Below are 20,818 nucleotides of genomic sequence, written 5' to 3'. Positions count from 1 at the left end.
ATTTCGGAGGCCATGGATGGCCGGAGAGAAGCGCACAGGGATGTGCTTGTAGCGGTTCCCGGAAAGCCTATCCAGCCAGATGGCCATGCTCCCGGCGATGGGAGCAAAAGTTAGCCATTCACCGGCCGCTGATGCCGCAAAAGATGGTTTTCCAGCTTGCGGAAAGCAAACACCAGAATAAACGTCAGCGCCATATAGCAAAGCGCCACGAAAATAAACGCATCAAACGGCGCATAAAACCGCGAATAAATGTTCCTCGCCGCCCCCGTCAGATCAACAATGGTGACCACACTGGCAATCGCACTGGCGTGCAGCATGAAAATCACCTCATTGGAATAGGCCTGAACCGCCCGACGCGCCGCGCTTGGCAAAATGATCCGGCGCATCCGCAGAAACCAGTTCATGCCATAGGCCTTGGCCGCTTCGATTTCACCATGGGGCGTCGACATAATCGCCCCCCGGATAATCTCCGTGGTATAGGCTGCCGTATTCAGCGTGAAAGCCAGCAGGGCAGGGTAGAGCGGTTCCCGGAAGATCTCCCACCAGAAGGTTTCCTGAATCCCCGGAATCTGCGCCACCCCGTAATAGATAATGTACAGCTGGATCAGCAGCGGCGTGCCCCGGAACAGATAGGTGTAGATCCAGATTGGCCCGGACACCAGCGGATTCCGCACCGTACGCAGAATCGCCAGCGGCACCGCCACCACCAGGCCGATGACCAGCGACAGAAACACCAGGTGCACGGTCGTCACCAGACCGTCCCAGTACTCCATCAGCGTCATGGCCGTGAAAATTTCGTTCTTGTTCAACCACTCGGCAATGAAATCAGGCATCGTTTAATTCCCCTGAACCACGCCGACATTGGCTCGACGATCAAGCCACTTGATAAACAGTTCTGACCCCGCTGTCAGTGCCAGATACACGGCAGCCACCGGTACGAAGAAGTGGAACGGCATGCGCTCCGCCTTGGCGGCTTCCTCCGCCACCCGCACCATATCGGTCAGGCCGATGATGGACACCAGCGCCGTGGTCTTGAGCAACACCTGCCAGTTATTGCCGATGCCGGGCAGGGCATGGCGCAGCATCTGCGGGATCATCACCCGCCGGAAGGTATGCCATCGGGAAAAGCCATAAGCCTTGGCCGCTTCAATCTGACCGACGTCCACCGCCAGAAAGGCACCGCGAAAGGTCTCGGTCATGTAGGCACCGAAAATCAGACCGATGGTCACCACGCCGGAAATGAAAGGATCAAACTGGAAGAAAAAGTCGATACCGCGGGTTTCCCACAGATAATCCGAAAACATGTTCACCGCTACCTGGCCGCCGTAATAGAACAACAGCATCATCACCAGATCCGGAACCCCGCGAATCAGCGTGGTATAGGCGGTTGCGATGCCGGCGGCAACACGACTGCCGGAGAGTTTTGCACTGGCACCAACCAGGCCAAGCGTCAGGGCCAGGGCCAGAGACAGGAAGGCCAACTCAATGGTGATGACCGCTCCTTCTGCGAGGGCCGGGCCATAGCCTTTCAGATCAAACATGGGAGTATCCGGTCAGCGGGGGCGCCGTGGCGCCGCCCCCTGGTCATTACATCTTGATATCGTAGTTGAAGTACTTCTTCATGATGGTGTCGTAGGTGCCATCTTCCTTCAACGTGCGCAGGGCGGCGTTTACTTCATCGGCCAGGTCGGCATCACGCTTGCGCATGGCAACGCCCACACCTTCACCCAGTTTCACAGGCTCGCCCACTTCCTTGAAGCCGTCTTTGGACAGAACGGTCTGCTCACCCACCGGGTAGTCGACAAAGACCACATCCAGACGCTGACCTTCAAGGTCCAGTACCATGTCATCAGCGGTGGTGTAGCGCTTGATTTCAACAATGCCACCCATGTTTTCGGTCACGTAGGTGTCCATGGTGGTACCGCGCTGAACACCGACAGTCTTGCCTTTCATGGCATCCATATCAGTGACGTCGGTGCTGAAATCGTTGGGGCCGAACCAGCCGCCCGGGGTGTTGTAGTACGGTTCGGAGAAGAGCACGCGCTCGGCACGCTCCGGTGTGATCGACATGGACGACATGATCAGATCAAATTTACGAGCCAGCAGGCCCGGAATCATACCGTCCCATGCCTGAATGACGAATTCGCAGTTGGCGTTCATCTCTTCACACATGGCGTCCGCCAGCTCTACTTCAAAACCGGTCAGCTCACCGTTTTCGTCTTTGTACTCGAATGGCTCGTAGGGCACATCAAAAGCAATGCGCAGGTTTCTTTCCTGAGCCTGGGCCGTACCGGCAACCAGGGCCAGGGCGCAACTTGCTGCAACAATCAGTTTTTTCATGTGTCACTTCTCCAGTAATTCGCCACAAAGGCTTTATTTTTTATGGAAGTTTCGGGAGCTTTTCTTCAACTCCTCGTCCAACACCGATTCAAGATAGCACTGGTGTTCAGAACTTGGGAGCAAGAAATTGCTTCATACGCTCGGAATCCGGGTTGTCAAAAACCTTGTCCGGGGTTCCCTGCTCCTCAATCACGCCCTGATGCAAAAACAGGACCTGGCTCGACACATCCCTTGCAAACGCCATCTCGTGGGTGACCACGATCATGGTTCGGCCTTCCTCGGCCAGACTCTGCATAACTTTCAGGACCTCGCCCACCAGCTCCGGGTCCAGGGCCGAGGTTGGCTCATCAAACAGCATCACTTCGGGTTCCATGGCCAGCGCCCGGGCAATGGCCGCCCGCTGCTGCTGTCCGCCGGACATCTGGGCCGGGTAATAGTCCTTGCGTTCGTAGATGCCGACCTTGTTCAGGTAGGCCTCTGCGCGCTCAATCGCTTCTTTTTTCGGAATCTTCAGAACGTGAACCGGCGCTTCGATAATGTTCTCCAGCACCGTCATATGGGACCAGAGATTGAAGCCCTGGAAGACCATGGAGAGGCGAGCCCGGATCAGTTCCACCTGGCGGTTATCGGCGGGCACCCGCTCACCCTTGCGGTTCTCGGTGAACCGGATTGGGTCGCCGTGCACAATAATGTCGCCGGAGGTGGGGGTTTCCAGCAGGTTGATGCAGCGCAGAAAGGTACTCTTGCCGGAACCGGAACTGCCAATCAGGGAAACCACATCACCCTTGCGGGTTTCCAGAGAGATGCCCTTGAGTACTTCCAGCTTGTCAAAGGTCTTGTGGATGTCCCTGCAAATAAGAGGCGCTGGTTCCGCCATGGCTGGCTCCTGAGACTGTCATACAAAGGCGCATGTTTTACGGACTGTTGCCGTGGAAATCAATACCGCTTTGTTGGGTTTTCGTGAAAGTTGTTGGACTCAAGGGAGACCCGGATCACCTCTGCGCCCTGGTTTTCCAGGCTTCGCAGCGAGTCCTGAACAAAACGGACGTGGGCCATGGCCACCTTGCGGGCGGTTCTGGCTTTACCCGCCATAATGGCCTGGTAGATCTGCTTGTGGTGTTTCATGATCAACTGACGCATTTCTGCTCTGGGATTCAGGTTGGCAACGGAGGCATGCACGGTCAACAGCATCATGTTTTTCAGACCATTGAGCACGTGTACCAGTACCGGGTTATGAGACGCTTCAATAATAGCCTGGTGAAAACCGTGGTCGGGTTTGGCGTTGCTGAGTGGGTCGGTTTCCTCAAGAGCCCGGTAGGCTTTGGTAATCCGGTGCCGATCGCCGCGGGTTGCACGCTGGGCCGCCAGCTCGGCCGCCTGGCCCTCCAGCTGTTCGCGTACTTCCAGCAAGTCATAAAGGGTGCGGGGGTGGCCGGCAAACAGGTGCATCAACGGGCTGTTGTCTTCCAGATCGTCCGTGGTCGGGACAATGCTGGCAACGAAGGACCCCCGACCATGCTGGGTTTCGATCACGCCCCGGCCCTGAAGTTCATGCAGGGCTTCACGAATGATGGCCCGGGAAACACCCAGCCGGGTCGCCAGCTGGCGCTCCGAGGGTATCTTCTGCCCCGGTGCCAGGCCGCCGTCCAGAATCAGCCGTTCTAGCCTGAAGGAAATTTCCTGCGATATCCCCATGTTTTCTACCTGACGGGTCTTGCTGGTCTGACCAGTTGCTAATGATCGAGTGTTCAGGAAGTCCTTCTCGGGTGTTGCCCTCCAGACCGCTAACTATGGCTTATGGCGCCGAATTCGTCCATTTTTCGGCCATCAAAAACTGGTCTGACCAGTTGGCAATTCTCTGGACTAAACCGCACCTGCCTACGAATATCTTTTTAATGCTGGCATTCGCTGGTGTTGGATTACCTCTGCATAACAACAAAGTGAACGGAGATGTTTCGATGAACATCAATGATAACAACGACAAGCATTGTGATTCAGACGCAAACCCACCACGCCGGAGTTTTCTCAAGAAACTGGCAGTTGGCGCGGCCCTGGCGGGCGCACTGACACTGGGAGCCGGTCAGGCCCAGGCCGCGACTACCTGGAAAATTCAGTCGGTGTGGGATGCGGGCACGGTTGGCTATGACCTGTTCGAGGAATGGTGCAACAGCATCAAGGAAAAATCCGGCGGAGAACTGATTTTCAGGCCGTACCCGGCAAAGGCGGTCGCGGCCGACAACAACGCGCTGTTTGATGCGGTACGTAATGGCGTACTGCAGGGTATGAACCCGTTTACCCTGTATTGGTCAGGCAAGATCCCGGCCTCGGTGTTCCTGTCGTCTTACCCGGCCGGCCCGGATCAGCCTCACCAGTGGGACACCATGTTCTATTCCCTGGGCATGCTGGAGAAAACCCGGGAGATCTACAAAAAGTACGGGCTGTTCTACGTGGGCCCGATTCAGCACGACGCCAACATCATTCATTCCAAGAAGCCGGTAAACAGCCTGGCGGATCTCAAGGGCATGAAGATCCGGGTGCCTGGCGGCATGGTGGCTGAAGTATTCCAGCAGTTCGGGGTATCCACTGTCAGCCTGCCGGGTTCCGACATCTTCCCGGCTCTGGAAAAGGGCACCATCGATGCGGCGGACTACGTGGGCCCGGCAGTGAACTATGAGCTGGGCTTCTCCCAGGTGACCGATTACATCCTGTTCGGGCCTCCAGGGGTGATGTCTATTTACCAGCCGGTGGATCTGATGGACCTGACGGTGAACCTGCGTGCCTGGAACGCCCTGGATCCCAAGCTGCAGCAGCTGGTTGAGGAAGAGGTGCGCAATTACTCCCAGAAGCACTACCTGACCATCCAGAAGCGCAACATCGAAGCGATGGAAAAGTTCAAGGCGGATGGTGACACCGTCACGCGTCTGAGCCAGCAGGATCTGCAGGAGTTTCGTCGCGCGGCAATTCCCATCTGGTACAACTGGGCGAACAAGAACGAGGATGCCAAGGCCATCTTCGATATGCAGCTCGAGTACATGATGAACGACACCGTGGGCTACGTCACCGAGGAAGACCTCAAGGCGGCTGGCAAGTAAACCGGCACTACCAACAACAATCAAAAAAGCGGGGAAGGGCAGGGAAGCCTTGGTTCAGGGCGCTCTCTCCCTTCCCCGCGTTGTCACTGACGTGAGGACAGTATGTCTGATCTGAGCAACTTTGGCTTTGTGCTGCCGCACTGGTTCTACTGGGGTTGGCTGGCGGTAATGCCGCTGCTGATGATGGCGTGGGACCGTTGGTCCAGTAGCCGTGGCGTGCAGGCGATTGACAAGAATGCCCTGGCAAACGAGAAGCTTCAGCAGATCGAAGCCGAAATGTCGAAAACCATCGAGTCGGATTACGCGAACTGGTTTACCCGGATCGTCGACTGGATCAGCGAAAAATCTGGCGTGTTTATTTCCTTCTGGACCGTAAACGCCGTTGTTTTCTACTTTTTTGAAGTGGTTATGCGCTACATCTTCAATATGCCGACCATCTGGGTGCATGAGGCCAGCTTTCTGCTGTTCGGTATGCAGTACCTGCTGGCGGGCGCGTTTGCCCTGCTGCATGGCGCCCACGTGAGGGTCGATGTGATCTATAACCTGTTGCCTGTGCGGGGCCGGATTGGCATGGATATCTTCACTTCCATGTTCTTCTTCATGTTTGCGTTGGCGCTGGTGATTACCTCCTGGACCTTTTTCCAGAACTCCTATTCGATGGATGAACGTACGGTCGAGACCTGGGGCATCCAGTACTGGCCGGTCAAGGCCATGATGCTGCTGGGGGCTGTTCTACTTACCTTGGCGGGCCTGTCCAAACTGATCAAGGACATTGCCCTGTTCGTCAAGCTTGGCCGGGAGCAACACGCATGACTACCACTACAGTGAACAATCCGGGCCAGGGCAACCTCAAAGGCAAGCTTGGCACTTGGCTGATGATTCTGGCCACCGCTGCGCTGGCCTTTGTGATGTTTGTCGAGTTCGTCAACATTCTGTTCTACGACCCGTTCAGCGATGAGAAATTCCTGTTCAAGCTGGCCGGAAGCCTGGCCGATGTGAACATCGGACCGCTCACCTACCTGATGTTCGGCTCCCTGTTGGTGGCTTTGATGATGGGTCTGCCACTGGCGTTTGTTACCGGTGGTCTTGGGGTTGCCTTCATTTATCTGGTGGGCGACTCGCTGATGCTGAACATCATCCCCAGCCGCATCTTCCCGATGATGACCAACTCGGATCTGGCCGCTATTCCGCTGTTCATCTTCATGGCGGCGATGCTGGAACGGGCCGGGCTGATCGAGGAGATGTTCAACGTCGTCTACAAGTGGATGGGTGGTGTTGGCGGCGGCCTGGCCATTGCCACTATTGTGGCCTCTACCATTCTAGCAGCGATGGTCGGGGTTATCGGTGCGGCGGTCGTGACCATGGGGATCATTGCCCTGCCGGCCATGCTCAAACGGGGTTACGACCACAAGATCGCCCTCGGCTCCATCATGGCGGGCGGTACCCTGGGTATTCTCATTCCGCCCTCGATTCTGGCGATCCTCTATGCCGTGGTTGCCCAGCAATCGGTGGGTGAACTGTATCTGGGGTCGGTGATTCCTGGCGTTCTGCTATCCAGCCTGTATGTGTTTTATGTCTGGATCCGGGCGAAGCTGAACCCCGAACTCGGGCCTCCGATTCCCAAGGAGGAACGCATCGGCCTGAAAGACAAGCTGCTGCTTCTGAAAGACCTGATTGCGCCTCTCATTCTGGTGTTCCTGGTGCTTGGCCTGCTCTTTGGCGGCATTGCCACACCAGTTGAGGCGGCCGGCATCGGCTCCTTTGGCGCCATTCTCGTGGCGATGAAACACAAGGTGTTCACCATCGCGACTCTGCGGGATGCTTCGGTCACTACCGCCAAGGCTTCCGCCATGGTGCTATGGATCATGTTTGGTGCCTCGGTGTTTGTAGGTTTCTACATTCTCCAGGGTGGTCAGGACTTTATTACCGAATCCATTCTGGGCACCGGCCTGCCGGCCTACGGCATCCTGTTCCTGCTGATGGTGTTGTTGGTGGTCCTGGGCATGTTCCTGGACTGGGTCGGCATCCTGCTGCTGGCGGTGCCTATCTTTATCCCCATTGTGGAAGCCCTGGAGTTCCCGGGTCTGTTCGGCCTGCCGGGCGTGTCTGGTGACGACGTGGTGCTGTGGTTCGGGGTGTTGTATCTGGTGAATATGCAGATGTCGTTCCTGAGCCCGCCCTTCGGCTATGCGCTGTTCTATATCCGCGGCGTGTGCCCGCCGGAAATTTCCATGGGCACCATCTTCAAGTCATCCCTGGTGTTCCTGGCCATCCAGGCCCTGGGCGTATTCCTGTGCATTGTGTTCCCGGCCATCACTACCTGGCTGCCCAATCTCGCTTATGGCTAACCAAGAGGAGTAAATCGTTATGTTGACCATTCATCGTCTCGACCTGTCTGATGCACGCATCCTGATTGAGGGTGCGGCGGCCAAGGCCCGTGAAATCGGTGTGCCCATGTGCATCGCAGTGGTGGACGAGTCCGGCACGCTGATCGCCTTTGAGCGTATGGACGGGGGCAAAGTGACCAGTGTTACCATCGCACAGGACAAGGCATTTACCGCTGCGGCCGCGCGCAAAGCGACCCACGATTACAATGCCGCCAACGTGCCGGGCAACCTCGCCTTCGGTATACATACTGAAGTGGGCGGTCGCCTGAGCACGGTAGGCGGTGGCCTGCCGGTGATGGTAGACGGTGAAGTGGTCGGCGGTATCGGTCTCAGCTCGGGCACGCCACAACAGGACATGGACTGTGCCCAGGCTGGCATCGACCATTTTGAAAGCAAACGCCAGTAACCGGTGTCTCTTATGAATACTCAATCCCGTATCAGCAAGTCCCGGCTGGCGGAGCAGTTCCGGGCCTTTATTGACCCGGACTTCGTCATCACCGATGACGAAACCCTGAAACCCTATGAGTGCGATGGCCTGGCCATGTACCGGGAAATGCCCATGCTGGTGGTGCTCCCGGAAACCGTGGAACAGGTGCAGCGGGTCATGCGCATTTGCCACGAAAACGGTGTGCCGGTGGTGGCCCGTGGTGCCGGTACCGGTTTGTGTGCCGGTGCCATGCCGCATAAGGAAGGGGTAGTGCTCTCGCTGGCCAAGTTTAACCAAATTCTGAACATTGATCCGATTGGTCGCACCGCACGCCTGCAGCCGGGTGTCCGTAACCTGGCGATCAGCGAAGAGGCTGCACAGTACGGCCTTTATTACGGGCCGGATCCTTCCTCTCAGATCGCCTGCACCATTGGCGGCAACGTGGCCGAAAACTCCGGTGGCGTGCACTGCCTGAAGTACGGCCTGACCGTGCACAACATCCTCAGTGTGGAAATGATCACCGCCGAGGGTGACCGGGTAACGGTCGGCAGTGATGGTCTGGACAGCTGCGGTATGGATCTGCTGGCGCTGCTCACCGGCTCTGAAGGACTGCTGGGCGTGGTCACCGAGGTGAAGGTGAAACTGCTGCCCAGGCCGGAAGTGGCACAGGTGATCATGGCGGGCTTCGACAGCATCGAGAAAGCGGGCGACGCGGTGGGTGGCGTGATTTCCCACGGCATCATCCCCGGCGGCCTGGAAATGATGGATGGTCATGCCATTGTCGCGGCCGATGACTTCTGCGGTGCCGGGTATCCCCGGGATGCCAAGGCCCTGCTGCTGTGTGAAGTGGACGGCACCGAAGAGGAAGTGCACGAACACATCGCAGAGGCCGAAGCGCTGTTCCGTAAGCTGGGCGCGACCTCCATTCGCACCTCACAGAGCGAGGAAGAGCGGGCTCTGCTGTGGAAAGGGCGCAAGTCGGCCTTCCCGGCGGTGGGGCGGATCTCGCCGGATTATTACTGCATGGATGGCACCATTCCGCGTCGCTATCTGGCCAAGGTATTGCTGGAAATGGAAAAGATGTCAGAAGAGTTCGGCCTGCGGGTGGCGAACGTGTTTCATGCGGGCGATGGCAACCTGCACCCGCTGATCCTGTTTGATGCCAACGTGCCAGGCGAGTTTGAGCGCACCGAGGCGTTCGGCAGCAAGATCCTGGAACTCTGTGTTGAGGTGGGTGGCTGTATCACCGGTGAGCATGGCGTGGGCGTGGAGAAAATTCGCCAGATGGCGGTGCAGTTCAATGATGACGAGCTGCAGCAGTTCCACGATGTGAAAGCGGCCTTCGACCCCACCGGAATTCTGAACCCGGGCAAAGGGGTGCCCACCCTGAAATTCTGTCAGGAATACCGCTCCATCGAGCACAAGCAACACAAGCACGAAGAGGCGGACACTGCCCATGGCTGATCAGATCCAAACGATACAGGAGCAGGTGCTCCAGGCCCGCAGTAACGGGCAGAAACTCAACATTGTCGGCGGCGGCAGCAAGTCCTTTATGGGGCGCCAGAGCGATGCTGATGCCAGCACTCTGAGCCTGGCCGAGCACACTGGTGTGGTGGAATACCATCCGGTAGAGCTGGTGCTGACGGTACGTGCCGGTACCACCCTGAAAGAAATTGAAGCGGTGCTGGCGGAGCAGGGCCAGTGTCTGCACTTTGAGCCGCCGCATTTTGGCGACGCATCCACCATCGGCGGCACAATGGCCTGCAACCTGTCCGGCCCGGCCAGACCCTGGGCGGGATCGGTGAGGGATCAGGTGCTGGGTATTCGCCTGCTGAACGGCAAGGGCGAACACCTGCGTTTTGGTGGCCAGGTGATGAAAAACGTGGCGGGATACGACGTTTCCCGTCTGCAGGCCGGCGCCATGGGAACACTCGGGGTGATCACCGAGATCAGCCTGAAAGTCATGCCGAAGCCGGCGGCCACCGTTACCCTGGTGCGGGAGATGGCCATGGACGAGGTGGTGGAATACATGAACCGCCGTGCCGGTGAGCCCAAACCCATCACCGGTGCTTGCTGGGTAGATGGCAAGGTGTACCTGCGCCTTGCCGGTGCAAAATCAGCGGTTGAGGCGACCGCCGAGAAATGGGGTGGCGAGGTTATGGCTGAGGGTGACCAGTTCTGGCGAGAGGTTCAGGACATGCAGCACGGCTTCTTTGACGATCCGGAAGCACCTCTCTGGCGGTTCTCCCTGGATTCCACCGCCAGAACGCCGAAGCTGGACGGCCCCTGGATGATCGACTGGGTTGGCTCCCAGCGATGGTATCGCGGCCAGGCCTCACTCAGCGATCTGGAGCCACTGGCTCGTGCTGCCGGTGGTCAGGTCAGCCTGTTCCGGGGTGGTGATCGCACTGCCGAAGTGATGCAAAGCCAACCCGAGGCGTTGAAAACCATCCAGCGCCGCGTGAAACACTCGTTCGATCCCGACGGCATTTTCAATCCTGGCCGTCTCTATAGCTGGTTGTAATTATGCAAACGAATCTGGTTCAACAATTTGCCAATGATCCTGAAGGTCAGGAAGCGGAGGAAATCCTCAGGGCCTGTGTGCATTGCGGTTTCTGCACCGCGACCTGCCCAACCTACCAGGAACTGAACGACGAGCGGGACGGACCCCGTGGCCGCATCTATCTGATGAAGATGTTCCTGGAAGGCGGCGAAGTGACCGAGAAAACCCGTGAACATCTCGACCGCTGCCTGACGTGTCGAAGCTGTGAAACCACCTGTCCCTCCGGCGTGAAATATGGCCGCCTGGTGGATATCAGCCGTGGTTTGATGGAGAAAGAGCTGCCGCGTAAGCCGCAGGAAAAATGGCTGCGCTGGGCGCTGACCCGCTTCCTGCCGGATCGCCGGCTGTTCGGGTTGATGCTGCGTCTGGGCCAGGCCTTCCGGCCGGTCCTGCCGGAGAAGCTGCGCACCAAGGTGCCGCCCCGCCGGCACGCAAGCCCCTGGCCCTCGTCGAGCCACAGCCGTGTGGTTCTGGCCCTGGCCGGCTGTGTTCAGCCGTCGGCTGCGCCCAATACCAACGCTGCCGCCGCCCGGGTGCTGGACAAGCTCGGCGTGACCATGGTGGAAGCCCCCGAGGCCGGATGCTGTGGCGCGGTGAACTACCATCTGTCCGAACATGGGCGCGGTCTGGAACAAATGCGCAGCAACATCGATGCCTGGTGGCCTGCCATCGAAGCTGGAGCCGAGGCCATCATCATGACCGCGTCAGGTTGTGGTGCCATGGTCCAGGATTACGGGCATCTGCTGAAAGATGATCCGGTGTACGCCAACAAGGCACGAAAGGTCAGTGAACTGTGTACAGACCTGGGTGCTTTCCTGCTGAAAGAAGACCTGGAGCCCTTGAAAGCCGGCGCCCGGGCCGGCAAGGTAGCCTTCCATTGTCCGTGCACGCTGCAACACGCCATGAAGCAGAACGGTGTAGTGGAGCAGGTGCTCACCAAGGCGGGTATCGACCTGGCGGCCACCAAAGACAAGCACCTGTGCTGTGGCTCGGCGGGTACCTATTCCATTACCCAGCCGGAGATGAGCCAGAAGCTGCTGGATAACAAGCTCAAGGCGCTGACGGTGGATAACCCGGTACGGATTGTCACGGCCAACATTGGCTGCCAGTTGCACCTGGAGAGCAAAGCAGACGTACCGGTGAACCACTGGATCGAGTTGCTGGACCGCTGATCCGTTCCTGAAAGTGGCGCTGGCTTTCGGTATAGTTACCAGCGCCTGTCCCGCTGCTGTGATGGTGGCGGGGCTCTCCCTCAAACTATTCACAGGATGTGAACCCATGCCAAGGAAACTGGCCCTGAGCCTGCTTCTCGTTACCGCGGCAGCGCCCGCCACTGCTGAAATCTACCGCTGGACCGATGCTAACGGGTCCATACACTTTTCCGATACGCCACCCAGGCAGGTGCGACATTCCAGTGTTTCGGTGAAACCACCGGTGACCGTCCCCATGGGCGAAAACATCCGCCAGGCCGACCGGGTGCGGCAAAGCCGGGCTGAAGTGGAACGCTTGCTGGCTCCCGGCAGCAAGGATCGCTATGCCCAGGCCAGAGAGGCAAAAAAGCAGGCGCAACAGTGCGAGAAATATCGGAAGCAGTTGGACCGGATTCAGGGCCAGTTGCGAGCCGGTTACAGCAATGATCGAGGCAATGGCCTGCGCCAGAAACGACGCAAACTCAGCCAGCTCTATAGCCGGGAGTGCGTGCTCGACCAGAACTGATTTCCGCGCTGGCTTCGGAAACCGCGCATTGCGGTCCTTTTCTGAATATTGTTAGCTATCTATCTAGTCAGCGGAGGTAGCATTTGTCTCATTTTCAGCTCGCGTTATTACTTGGTATGACCGTCGCCCTGGGGCCTCTGGCTCTGGATGCGTATTTGCCCGCGTTCCCCGATATTGCTGAGGGTTTTGGTATTCCCCATGCGGATGTGGGCCTGACTCTGAGTGCCTATGTCGCCACCCTTGGTCTCGCACAACTGGTGGGCGGGCCTTTGTCGGATCGCTATGGCCGCAAGCTGATACTGTTTGTCGGGCTGACCATTTTCGCCATTGCCGCGATGATGATTGCCGGAGCCGATACCCTGGCGGAGTTGGTGGGCTGGCGAATTGTACAGGGCATCGGCGGTGCCTTCTGTGCGGTCTCGGTGCCTGCGATTGTCCGCGACCAGGTGGGCGGGCAGGAAGCGGCGCGCCTGTTCGGCCTGATTGGCCTGATCATGTTTATTGCCCCGGCTGCGGCACCTTCACTGGGTGCGTTGATGCTTGCGCTCGGCGATTGGCACTGGATTTTCGTATTTCTGGCCGGCTACGCGCTCTTGCTGGCGGTCGTGCTGCAAATCGCCCTGTTTCCCAGGTTGAAACCCAGGCCCCAGGCTTCGACGCCGGTGAAAACTCTGGTAACCAACTACATGCTGGTGCTTCGCCACGGCACAACCATGCGCTTTATCGGGATTCAGGTGATGTGCTTCAGCACCATGCTGCTGTTCATTACCCATTCGTCGTTTATCTACCAGGAGTGGTTCGGCCTGTCCAACGCCAGTTTCTCCATGCTGTTCGCGGCCAATATCGGATTGATGGCGGTGCTGAATCTGGTCAACCGGCCGCTGTTGCGGCGCGTCCCATCAGTCATCCTGTTGCGGGTACAGGTTATGCTGCAGTTCCTGATGCTGGTCGGGTTGGTTACCGTGGTCATTCTGGACGGGCCGTTCTGGGCGGTGGCGTTGTTCATCATTGGCGCCATTGGCTGTCAGGGCGGGATCGTGCCTAACAACATGGCCAATGCGCTGGAGTTCTTTCCGCATCTGGGCGGAACCGCCGCCGCTATGCTGGGCGCCTCTCAATTCACCCTGGCTGGAGGGATCAGTGCGCTGTCATCGGCTTTAGGAGGTGATGCGCTTCTGCCTATTGTGCTGAGCATGCTGGCCTGCTCGGCTGGCGCGGTGGTGTTGGCGGCCGGAGCTCCAGCCGCGATTGCCCGGGAAAAGGCCAGGGCCGAAACCCTGGCCTGAGACCGCTCAGGGATTGCGGCGCACATTGACCAGTAACGGACTACCGGTGGCCGGGTCGTGAATCAGATCGCAGCTGACGCCGTAGAGTTCTTGCACCAGCTCCGGTGAGACAATCTCCGCCGGAGTGCCCTCCTCAATAATGGTTCCGTTTTTCATGGCCACCATATGGTCCGCATAGCGACAGGCACTGGCCAGGTCGTGCACCACCATGGCGATGGTCTTGCCTTGTCCGCTCAGTGCCCGGATTAACTCAAACACTTCAATCTGGTGGCCCAGATCGAGGGCCGATGTAGGTTCGTCCAGCAGTAACAGCGGCGTTTGCTGGGCCACCGCCATGGCAATCCAGGCCCGCTGTCGTTGCCCGCCAGAGAGGGTGTCCAGTGCACGGTCAGCCAGTCCGGCAACATCGGCGGCCTGTATCGCCTGATCGAAGGCCCGTTGGTCTTCTTTCGACCACTGTGCCATCCAGCCCTGATGAGGCTGGCGGCCAAAGCGCACCAGGTCGGCAACGGTGAGACCTTCCGGGGCGGTGTTGTCCTGGGGTAGCAGGGCCAGTTTCCGGGCGACTTCTTTGGACGGCAGGCGATGGATATCCTTGCCGTCCAGAAGCACGGAGCCGCCCTTGGGCGTATGAATCCGGGCCAGGCCATTCAGCAAGGTGGATTTTCCGCAGCCGTTGGGGCCCACGATGGCGGTGACCTGGGCCGTTGGCAGATGAAGGCTCAGATTCTCCGCTACCACAAACTGACGGTGCGCCAGAGTGATGTCGTCGGCGGCAAGGGTCGCGGTTTGGGGGTGGCTCATGTCAGGCTCCGTGGCGAAGGTCTCAGCAGTATCCAGAGCAGGTAAGGGCTGCCGACGATGGCGGTAATGATGCCTACCGGAATTTCCAGCGGCGCAAACAGCGTGCGGCCTAACAGGTCGGCAATCAGCATGAAGCTGGCGCCCGCCAGGGCCGCAGCCGTGAGCGGAACCTTGCCCGGGCGGCACAGGGCCCGGGCAAGCTCCGGCGCCAGCAGGGCAATCAGGCCAACCGGCCCGCAGACCGATACTGCCAGGCCCGTGAGCATCACCGACAAACCCAGGCCGATTATGCGGGTGGCTTTCAGTCGTGTGCCCAGGGCAATGGCCACCGCATCCGTGAACTGCAAGGTATTGAGGGCTCGGCTGAGGCTCATCAGAATCAGGTAGCCGGCCGCAAGGCCCATTCCGAGCACCAGCACACTCTGGCCGGAACGGGCATTCAGGCTGCCCACCGTCCAGGGATAGGCCGCATTGGCGGCATCAATCGCCACCCGACTGAGCATTACCTGGGTGACTGCGCCCGCGATGGCGCCAATACCGATGCCGGCGACGATAAAGCGATAGCCCCGGGTGCCATTGGCGCCCGCCAGACCAAAGGCAATCGCCGTGGCGGCTGCCGCTCCAGCCAATGCCATGGCTGATGGTGCCAGCGATAAACCCACGCCCACCACCGACGCGACCGCAAAGGCGGTAGCCGCGTTATCGATGCCGATAATGCCCGGTGTCGCCAGACGGTTACGGGCCAGGGTCTGCATCAGGCACCCGGCCATGGCCAGCGCTGCCCCACTCAGTAGTCCCGCGATTACCCTGCTCAGACGAAGCTCGTTGATCACGAAATCGGTCATCGGGTCTGCGTGGCCGGCTAATGCCCTGAGGGTATCGAACAGGGAAACCTGCACGGTACCGGTGGCCAGCGAGATGATGGTTGCCAGGACTAACAGCCCGAGCAGGGCGGTATTAACCAGCGTGTTGCGTTTATCCGGCATGGCGAATCCTGCGGTCATAGCGAAGGCATCCGGCCGGCCCGGACAATGGCCAGCAGCACCGGAGCGCCAATCAGCGCGGTAACCACCCCCAGAGGCATTTCGGCGGGCGCGGCAATCAACCGGGAAAGCACGTCGGCACCCAGTACCACGGCAGGGCCAACAGGCACACACAGCCAGAGGGTCTTGCGGATATCGGGGCCGGAAAAGGCCCTGGCAATAAACGGCACCACCAGTCCGACAAAGATCAGGGGCCCGGCGAGGGCCGTTGCCGAGCCCACCAGCAGAGCAACCGTGAAAGTGATCAGGAAGCGGATTCGCCCCGGGTGATGTCCCAGCCCGACGGCCGCTTTTTCGCCCAGGGCCATGGCTGCCAGTGGTCGTGCCACGATAGCAATCAGGACCAGGGCGAGAGTGATGGAGGGAAGCGTTGCCCAAAGCATGGACAAGGGTTTGCCGGCCACGCTGCCGGTAATCCAGAAGCGAATCTCATCGGCGGCTCGCTGGTCCATCAGCATCAACATGGAGGTCAATGCCAGCAGCAGACCGGTCATGGTGGCCCCGGCCAATACCAGACGCACAGGATCATTGCCCAGGCCCTGCACCCTGGTAGCGGCAATCACCAGGGCACAGCCGGCGAGCGCTCCAAGCTGGGCGGACAGGGTGGTGAGAGTGGCTGTGGTGGCGCCCAAGAGGATGGCCAGGGCTACTGCAAAGCCACTGCCAGCACTGACGCCCAGCAAGCCCGGCTCGGCCAGTGGGTTGCGGGTCATGGACTGGAGCAGGGCACCGGCCAGGCCCAGTGCGAGGCCGGTGATCAGGGCAATGATGGTGCGGGGCAGCCGAAGCTCGGTGACCACAAACCAGGCTTCCTCCGTGCCATTGGCCATCAGCGCCGCCATGGCATCGCTGGCAGACACCGGGCCGGCGCCATAGAGCAGGCTGGCCAGTACCACCAGTAATAATAAAAATCCCGCAGCCAGAAGCGGCGGGAAAAAAGCGCGAGACGCAACCACGCTAGTCGGGGATAGAGCGTTCGACATTGGGCGCTTCAGGGCTGAATGGCAGTGACCGCGGCTTCGATGTCATCAAGAATGGCCAGTACCGCCAGAGGTCCGGTAGCGCTGGTCCAGAGTTGCCCGCTGACGGTGATTACCCGGTCGTGTTCAACCGCATCCAGGCGGGCAAAGGCCGGGGATTGGCGGGCTGCCTCCAGTGCTTTGTCGCCATCTTCATTCAGTGTCGCCAGGAATACCCAGCTTTGATCCATGCTGGACAGGTTCTCCAGGCTCAGTGGTTCGCTGTGGGGGCGGCCTTCTTCAACCAGATCATTGTCATCTATCCGGAAGCCTACTGCCTGAAGAATCGAGGCCGAGAACAGGCCTTCCGCCATTACCAGGGGGCCCTGGGGCATCCAGCGAACCAGGGTGGCATCTCGCTGGGCTTCCGGGATGCGAGCCGCCACAAGGGCGGCCACTTCGCCAATGCGGGATTCGACTTTGGCAATCACCTGCTCAGCGGCCTCTTCTTTCCCCAGGGCTTTGGCGAACAGGCGGGTTTCCCGTTCCCAGCTGTCCGGCTGGAACATGGGAACATCTGACACGATCACCGGCGCAATACGCGACAGCAACTGGTATTGCTGCTCATTGGTGCGCGGTGCAGCCAGAATCAGATCGGGCCGGACGGAGATAACCGCTTCAATATTGGTTTCGGCCGGTGCGCCCACAATAGCGATATCACCTGCCCGGGACTTGATGTAATCGGCAACGTCGCTACCGCCACGGGTAATTACAGCACCCACTGGGTTGGCATCGACGGCCAGTGTCGTGTCCAGGGCGCCCTCGTACAGTGTGACTACTCGCTCTGGCTGGCCGTTGACCGTTACCGGGCCATAGGCCGTTTCCACAGACCGGGTATCCGCGAGACTGGTACCCGCGCCCATGGCGGAGAGTGCCAGTACGGCAATGGATCGGAGAAGCGTCTGTCTGGGGGTGAGAGTGCGGCATGTCATGGTCAGTGCGCTCCGGCAGCGGGGTGTTAGATAGCTTGCAAATTTTAATGGAAAATAATGATAATGGTTCTCGTTAAGGTTTTAAAGTGATAAATTGGAACGGTCAGTTGCAAATAATGGAACCAAATCATGTATGACTTGCAGGAGCTGGAAGCTTTCGTGTCGGTAGTGCGCACCGGCAGCCTGACCGCCAGTACCCGGGATCTGGGACTACCCAAGTCCACTCTCAGCCGCCGGATTCGACAACTGGAGGAGAATGTGGGGCAGCCACTGTTGCTGAGACAATCCCGGAAGATCGTGCCGAACGATGCCGGGCGTGTGTTCTACCGCTATTGCAACGACATTCTCGAGTTGGTGGTGCAGGGGCGGGAGGCACTGGACGAACTCAAAGCCGAGGTAACCGGCAAGCTGGAATTGCGTTGTCACGAATCTTTTGTGCGTGGCTGGTTTTCCGGGGTGGTTGAGTCCTTTATGGCTGACCATGACGACCTTCGTGTTGCGATTCACACCCAGAGGAACCTGCCGGAAGCGGTCGAGGACGGTGTGTGTATCTGGCTGGGCGAGACCGGTGAGACAGCGCTGCGCCAGGAGGTGCTCGGTGTACTCAAGCAGGGTATTTTCGGTAGCCCGGCCTATTTCCGGCAGCACGGCAAGCCGGCTGCACCGGGAGAGCTTGCCCATCATCCCTGGGTGGATCTGCTGGGTATGGCAGACACCGGGGTAATATTGCACCACTCCCGCCAGGGCAATTTTCCGCTATCGCTACCGGACCGTCGGTTTACCGTGGACCAGTTCAATGTGCAGGGTGACGCCATTGCCGCGGGCCGCGGCCTGGGCTTGATGCCGGTCTGGCTGGTGGAACGTCGGCTGACGGCTCATCCCGGCAGTTTTCAGTCCTGTCTACCGGAGTGGTATGGACCCGACCTGCCAGTGACCTTGCTTTATCCTCATGGTGTTCTTCCCCGTCGGGTGCGGGCCTTTATTGCTCATCTACGAAGCTGTATCCCGGAGGAATGGACTGGGGGTGTTGGTACTGCCACACAGGCTGTTCCGAAAAGCGGAACGCATCATTCCAACACCTGAACCCTTGCGTTGTGTTAATGTTCACGCCACTGATAATGATTCGCAAATGCGAAAACTGATACATCGTGAACGTTGCACAACACAAGGAGTTATTCATGCGCCGTCGTTTTCCTTTGCTGGCGTCAGCGGTTGCCCTGGCCAGTGCCAGCACCGCAAGTCTGGCCCAGGCCGTGCCCGTTGAGCTGGGTGAAATTGTGGTGACTGCCGCTGGCTTTGAGCAGAACATCTCGGATGCGCCGGCCAGTATTTCGGTGATCTCTGGCGAGGAGCTGGCGAAGAAGTCCTACAAGAGTATTGTCGATGCGGTGAATAACATCCCGGGAGTGTACGTAACCGGTGGCGGTGGTGCGCAGGACATCAGCATTCGGGGGATGGACGACAGTTACACGCTTTATCTGGTCGACGGCCGGCCGGTCTCAGCGGGGCGTTCGGTAAACACCAACGGCCAGGACGGTGGCAAGCAGATTGCTCTGCCGCCCATCTCCATGATCGAGCGGGTTGAAGTCATCCGTGGCCCGATGTCGTCGCTGTACGGTTCTGAAGCCATGGGCGGCGTCATCAACATCATCACCCGCAAAAACCGTGGTGAGTGGGCGGGCACTATCTCATCCGAGTACACCAAATCTCTGAACGATGTCAGCAACGACAGCCGGCAGACCAGCCTGTTTGCCGGCGGCGCATTGGTGGAGGACCTGCTCAGTGCGGAAGTGAATGCTGCCTGGGGAGGGGATGATGAGAGCGATTTTGCCGGTGCCGATGACTCCGCACGCAGTACCCCGGAAAGCAAGCGCAAGCAGGGTGGTGCCAAGCTGATTCTGACTCCGGATAGTCGCAACGAATTTGCCCTGAGTTACGACAGCTCCCGTCTGGAAGAGACCAGCACACCCGGCAAGAGTGTGGCAGAGGATGAAACCGGCTCAAACTACATCTATGACAAAGATGTATACGTGCTGTCTCATGCCGGCAACTATGGCGACTGGTTGACCCGCAGCTTTATCCAGCATGACCTGTCCGAGCGGGTACAGGATCAGACCAAGAAAGAGAAAGTATCGATGCTGGATACCCAGGCTACACGGTTCTGGGGCGACCATGTGCTGACGGTGGGTGGCCAGTACAAGAAGGAAAAGCTGACCGACGAAACCAACGGTTTGCTGACATCCAACATTCCAGGCGCCGTACGCAGTGTTGATCGCTGGATCGCTGCGGTGTACTCGGAAGTGGAGTGGGGGCTTACCGAGAAGTTGTCGGTGACCACAGGGCTGCGCTACAACGACGATGAGCTGTTTGGTGGTGAGTTTTCACCAAGGGTTTACGCACTTTACGATCTGACGCCAGAGCTGACCCTCAAGGGTGGGGTGTCTACCGGATATCGTCAGCCGGGTCTGGCCGATGTGACCGAAGGCTTCGGCCGCGGCACTGGCGGCGGTGGCTCACCTGCGCCGCATCCACGGGCATTGATCATCGGCAACCCGGAACTGGATCCGGAATCCAGTATCAGCTACGAGGCGGGCATGGTGTTTGATAGCCGGGCCATGGGGCTGAACGCCAGCGTGATGCTGTTCCAGACCGATTTCAAAGACAAGATTGCCGAAGACCGGCTTTGTGAGTCTCCCAATGGGGATCGCGATGACCCGGCCACCTGGACCTGCAGCTTTCAGGGCAACGACTACCTGTTCCTGAGTACCCGGGCCAACATCGACGAAGCCGAAATGCGAGGCGTCGAACTGACGCTGGATTACCGGCTGACCGACTCGGTCACTCTGAATTCCAGCTACACCTACACCGACTCTGAACAGAAGACCGGCGAGTACAAAGGCGAACCGCTGAACAAAATTCCTGAGCACATGGCTAACGCCAACCTGGACTGGCAAGCGAATAACCGGCTGAATCTTTGGTTCCAGGCCAACTACCGTGGTGAAACCAGTGATTACCTTGGCCGCCGTAGCATGTCAGATGGTACGCCGGGTTACACGCTGATGGATGCCGGCTTGCTTTACCAACTGACCGATTCTGCCCGGGTGACCGCGGGTCTGTACAACCTGGCTGATAAAGAAATCACCAATGATGACTATGGCGTAGTGCTGGATGGCCGTCGCCTGAACCTTGGCCTGGCGGTCGACTTCTGA

The 20,818-nt window shown here is 58.9% G+C and carries 20 protein-coding genes; 11 read left to right on the top strand and 9 right to left on the bottom strand.

Annotation, left to right across the window (positions count from 1 at the left end; all coding sequences use genetic code 11):
* Nucleotides 1-110: 110 nt before the first annotated feature.
* From Q675_RS23390 to Q675_RS23370, 5 genes are all read right to left on the bottom strand, one after another.
* Nucleotides 111-833, bottom strand: coding sequence for an ABC transporter permease (locus Q675_RS23390; protein ID WP_022990753.1), 723 nt, complete (start codon nucleotides 831-833; stop codon nucleotides 111-113).
* A gap of 3 nt (nucleotides 834-836) precedes the next feature.
* Entirely contained in the window at nucleotides 837-1,541 is a 705-nt protein-coding gene (locus Q675_RS23385) for an ABC transporter permease (RefSeq protein ID WP_023008672.1), read from the bottom strand.
* 46 nt (nucleotides 1,542-1,587) lie between these two features.
* Complete coding sequence (locus Q675_RS23380; RefSeq protein ID WP_023008671.1) at nucleotides 1,588-2,340, bottom strand: transporter substrate-binding domain-containing protein; 753 nt, start codon at nucleotides 2,338-2,340, stop codon at nucleotides 1,588-1,590.
* Nucleotides 2,341-2,446: 106 nt separating this feature from the next.
* Complete coding sequence (locus Q675_RS23375; RefSeq protein ID WP_022990754.1) at nucleotides 2,447-3,217, bottom strand: ABC transporter ATP-binding protein; 771 nt, start codon at nucleotides 3,215-3,217, stop codon at nucleotides 2,447-2,449.
* Nucleotides 3,218-3,276: 59 nt separating this feature from the next.
* Nucleotides 3,277-4,035, bottom strand: a complete 759-nt coding sequence (locus Q675_RS23370; RefSeq protein ID WP_023010669.1) for an FCD domain-containing protein — start codon at nucleotides 4,033-4,035, stop codon at nucleotides 3,277-3,279.
* Nucleotides 4,036-4,298: 263 nt separating this feature from the next.
* Here Q675_RS23370 and dctP point away from each other — a divergent pair, with 263 nt between their 5' ends.
* The 9 genes from dctP (at nucleotide 4,299) to Q675_RS23325 (ending at nucleotide 13,811) form a co-directional block, all read left to right on the top strand.
* Nucleotides 4,299-5,432 carry a TRAP transporter substrate-binding protein DctP gene (gene dctP / locus Q675_RS23365; RefSeq protein WP_031211052.1) on the top strand — a complete coding sequence of 378 codons (1,134 nt, stop codon included), beginning with the start codon at nucleotides 4,299-4,301 and terminating at the stop codon, nucleotides 5,430-5,432.
* Nucleotides 5,433-5,534: 102 nt separating this feature from the next.
* Nucleotides 5,535-6,245 carry a TRAP transporter small permease subunit gene (locus tag Q675_RS23360; protein ID WP_023010667.1) on the top strand — a complete coding sequence of 237 codons (711 nt, stop codon included), beginning with the start codon at nucleotides 5,535-5,537 and terminating at the stop codon, nucleotides 6,243-6,245.
* The gene (locus Q675_RS23355; RefSeq protein WP_014422554.1) at nucleotides 6,242-7,780 is read left to right on the top strand and encodes a TRAP transporter large permease; all 1,539 of its coding nucleotides are present in this window, start codon (nucleotides 6,242-6,244) and stop codon (nucleotides 7,778-7,780) included. The genes Q675_RS23360 and Q675_RS23355 overlap by 4 nt, the downstream gene beginning before the upstream one ends.
* 19 nt (nucleotides 7,781-7,799) lie before the next feature.
* Nucleotides 7,800-8,225, top strand: a complete 426-nt coding sequence (locus Q675_RS23350) for a GlcG/HbpS family heme-binding protein (RefSeq protein ID WP_014422553.1) — start codon at nucleotides 7,800-7,802, stop codon at nucleotides 8,223-8,225.
* Nucleotides 8,226-8,237: 12 nt separating this feature from the next.
* Nucleotides 8,238-9,710 (top strand): FAD-linked oxidase C-terminal domain-containing protein, encoded by a 1,473-nt coding sequence (locus tag Q675_RS23345; protein WP_023010666.1) that lies wholly within the window; start codon nucleotides 8,238-8,240, stop codon nucleotides 9,708-9,710.
* On the top strand, nucleotides 9,703-10,770 hold the full coding sequence (gene glcE / locus Q675_RS23340; RefSeq protein WP_014422551.1) for a glycolate oxidase subunit GlcE: 1,068 nt from the start codon (nucleotides 9,703-9,705) through the stop codon (nucleotides 10,768-10,770). Before Q675_RS23345 ends, glcE begins: the two co-directional genes overlap by 8 nt.
* Nucleotides 10,771-10,772: 2 nt before the next feature.
* Nucleotides 10,773-11,981 carry a glycolate oxidase subunit GlcF gene (glcF, locus tag Q675_RS23335; protein ID WP_023010665.1) on the top strand — a complete coding sequence of 403 codons (1,209 nt, stop codon included), beginning with the start codon at nucleotides 10,773-10,775 and terminating at the stop codon, nucleotides 11,979-11,981.
* A gap of 106 nt (nucleotides 11,982-12,087) precedes the next feature.
* Complete coding sequence (locus tag Q675_RS23330) at nucleotides 12,088-12,525, top strand: DUF4124 domain-containing protein (protein ID WP_023008666.1); 438 nt, start codon at nucleotides 12,088-12,090, stop codon at nucleotides 12,523-12,525.
* A gap of 83 nt (nucleotides 12,526-12,608) precedes the next feature.
* Nucleotides 12,609-13,811 (top strand): multidrug effflux MFS transporter, encoded by a 1,203-nt coding sequence (locus tag Q675_RS23325; protein ID WP_023010664.1) that lies wholly within the window; start codon nucleotides 12,609-12,611, stop codon nucleotides 13,809-13,811.
* 6 nt (nucleotides 13,812-13,817) lie between these two features.
* Here the strand turns inward: Q675_RS23325 and Q675_RS23320 are convergent, their stop codons facing one another.
* Genes Q675_RS23320 through Q675_RS23305 form a run of 4 tightly spaced genes read right to left on the bottom strand, consistent with a single transcriptional unit; the run spans nucleotide 13,818 to nucleotide 17,609 of the window.
* Complete coding sequence (locus tag Q675_RS23320; protein WP_022990763.1) at nucleotides 13,818-14,615, bottom strand: ABC transporter ATP-binding protein; 798 nt, start codon at nucleotides 14,613-14,615, stop codon at nucleotides 13,818-13,820.
* The gene (locus Q675_RS23315) at nucleotides 14,612-15,619 is read right to left on the bottom strand and encodes a FecCD family ABC transporter permease (RefSeq protein WP_022990764.1); all 1,008 of its coding nucleotides are present in this window, start codon (nucleotides 15,617-15,619) and stop codon (nucleotides 14,612-14,614) included. The genes Q675_RS23320 and Q675_RS23315 overlap by 4 nt, the downstream gene beginning before the upstream one ends.
* Nucleotides 15,616-16,641 carry a FecCD family ABC transporter permease gene (locus Q675_RS23310; RefSeq protein WP_031211049.1) on the bottom strand — a complete coding sequence of 342 codons (1,026 nt, stop codon included), beginning with the start codon at nucleotides 16,639-16,641 and terminating at the stop codon, nucleotides 15,616-15,618. The genes Q675_RS23315 and Q675_RS23310 overlap by 4 nt, the downstream gene beginning before the upstream one ends.
* Before the next feature lie 8 nt (nucleotides 16,642-16,649).
* Nucleotides 16,650-17,609 (bottom strand): iron-siderophore ABC transporter substrate-binding protein, encoded by a 960-nt coding sequence (locus Q675_RS23305; RefSeq protein WP_022990766.1) that lies wholly within the window; start codon nucleotides 17,607-17,609, stop codon nucleotides 16,650-16,652.
* 129 nt (nucleotides 17,610-17,738) lie between these two features.
* On the opposite strand from Q675_RS23305, the gene Q675_RS23300 reads away from it, so the two are divergent.
* On the top strand, nucleotides 17,739-18,692 hold the full coding sequence (locus Q675_RS23300; protein ID WP_022990767.1) for a LysR family transcriptional regulator: 954 nt from the start codon (nucleotides 17,739-17,741) through the stop codon (nucleotides 18,690-18,692).
* A 95-nt stretch (nucleotides 18,693-18,787) separates the two neighbouring features.
* On the top strand, nucleotides 18,788-20,818 hold the full coding sequence (locus Q675_RS23295; RefSeq protein WP_023010662.1) for a TonB-dependent receptor domain-containing protein: 2,031 nt from the start codon (nucleotides 18,788-18,790) through the stop codon (nucleotides 20,816-20,818).

It is taken from the genome of Marinobacter sp. EN3 (assembly GCF_000475315.1).
Taxonomy (GTDB): Bacteria; Pseudomonadota; Gammaproteobacteria; order Pseudomonadales; family Oleiphilaceae; genus Marinobacter; species Marinobacter nauticus.
This window is presented reverse-complemented; position numbering and strand designations above follow the sequence as displayed.

Coding starts and splice junctions, on each gene's coding strand:
- Q675_RS23390 (WP_022990753.1), bottom strand. CDS start 833: ATGCCTGATTTCATTGCCGAGTGGTTGAACAAGAACGAAATTTTCACG.
- Q675_RS23385 (WP_023008672.1), bottom strand. CDS start 1,541: ATGTTTGATCTGAAAGGCTATGGCCCGGCCCTCGCAGAAGGAGCGGTC.
- Q675_RS23380 (WP_023008671.1), bottom strand. CDS start 2,340: ATGAAAAAACTGATTGTTGCAGCAAGTTGCGCCCTGGCCCTGGTTGCC.
- Q675_RS23375 (WP_022990754.1), bottom strand. CDS start 3,217: ATGGCGGAACCAGCGCCTCTTATTTGCAGGGACATCCACAAGACCTTT.
- Q675_RS23370 (WP_023010669.1), bottom strand. CDS start 4,035: ATGGGGATATCGCAGGAAATTTCCTTCAGGCTAGAACGGCTGATTCTG.
- dctP (WP_031211052.1), top strand. CDS start 4,299: ATGAACATCAATGATAACAACGACAAGCATTGTGATTCAGACGCAAAC.
- Q675_RS23360 (WP_023010667.1), top strand. CDS start 5,535: ATGTCTGATCTGAGCAACTTTGGCTTTGTGCTGCCGCACTGGTTCTAC.
- Q675_RS23355 (WP_014422554.1), top strand. CDS start 6,242: ATGACTACCACTACAGTGAACAATCCGGGCCAGGGCAACCTCAAAGGC.
- Q675_RS23350 (WP_014422553.1), top strand. CDS start 7,800: ATGTTGACCATTCATCGTCTCGACCTGTCTGATGCACGCATCCTGATT.
- Q675_RS23345 (WP_023010666.1), top strand. CDS start 8,238: ATGAATACTCAATCCCGTATCAGCAAGTCCCGGCTGGCGGAGCAGTTC.
- glcE (WP_014422551.1), top strand. CDS start 9,703: ATGGCTGATCAGATCCAAACGATACAGGAGCAGGTGCTCCAGGCCCGC.
- glcF (WP_023010665.1), top strand. CDS start 10,773: ATGCAAACGAATCTGGTTCAACAATTTGCCAATGATCCTGAAGGTCAG.
- Q675_RS23330 (WP_023008666.1), top strand. CDS start 12,088: ATGCCAAGGAAACTGGCCCTGAGCCTGCTTCTCGTTACCGCGGCAGCG.
- Q675_RS23320 (WP_022990763.1), bottom strand. CDS start 14,615: ATGAGCCACCCCCAAACCGCGACCCTTGCCGCCGACGACATCACTCTG.
- Q675_RS23315 (WP_022990764.1), bottom strand. CDS start 15,619: ATGACCGCAGGATTCGCCATGCCGGATAAACGCAACACGCTGGTTAAT.
- Q675_RS23310 (WP_031211049.1), bottom strand. CDS start 16,641: ATGTCGAACGCTCTATCCCCGACTAGCGTGGTTGCGTCTCGCGCTTTT.
- Q675_RS23305 (WP_022990766.1), bottom strand. CDS start 17,609: ATGACATGCCGCACTCTCACCCCCAGACAGACGCTTCTCCGATCCATT.
- Q675_RS23300 (WP_022990767.1), top strand. CDS start 17,739: ATGTATGACTTGCAGGAGCTGGAAGCTTTCGTGTCGGTAGTGCGCACC.
- Q675_RS23295 (WP_023010662.1), top strand. CDS start 18,788: ATGCGCCGTCGTTTTCCTTTGCTGGCGTCAGCGGTTGCCCTGGCCAGT.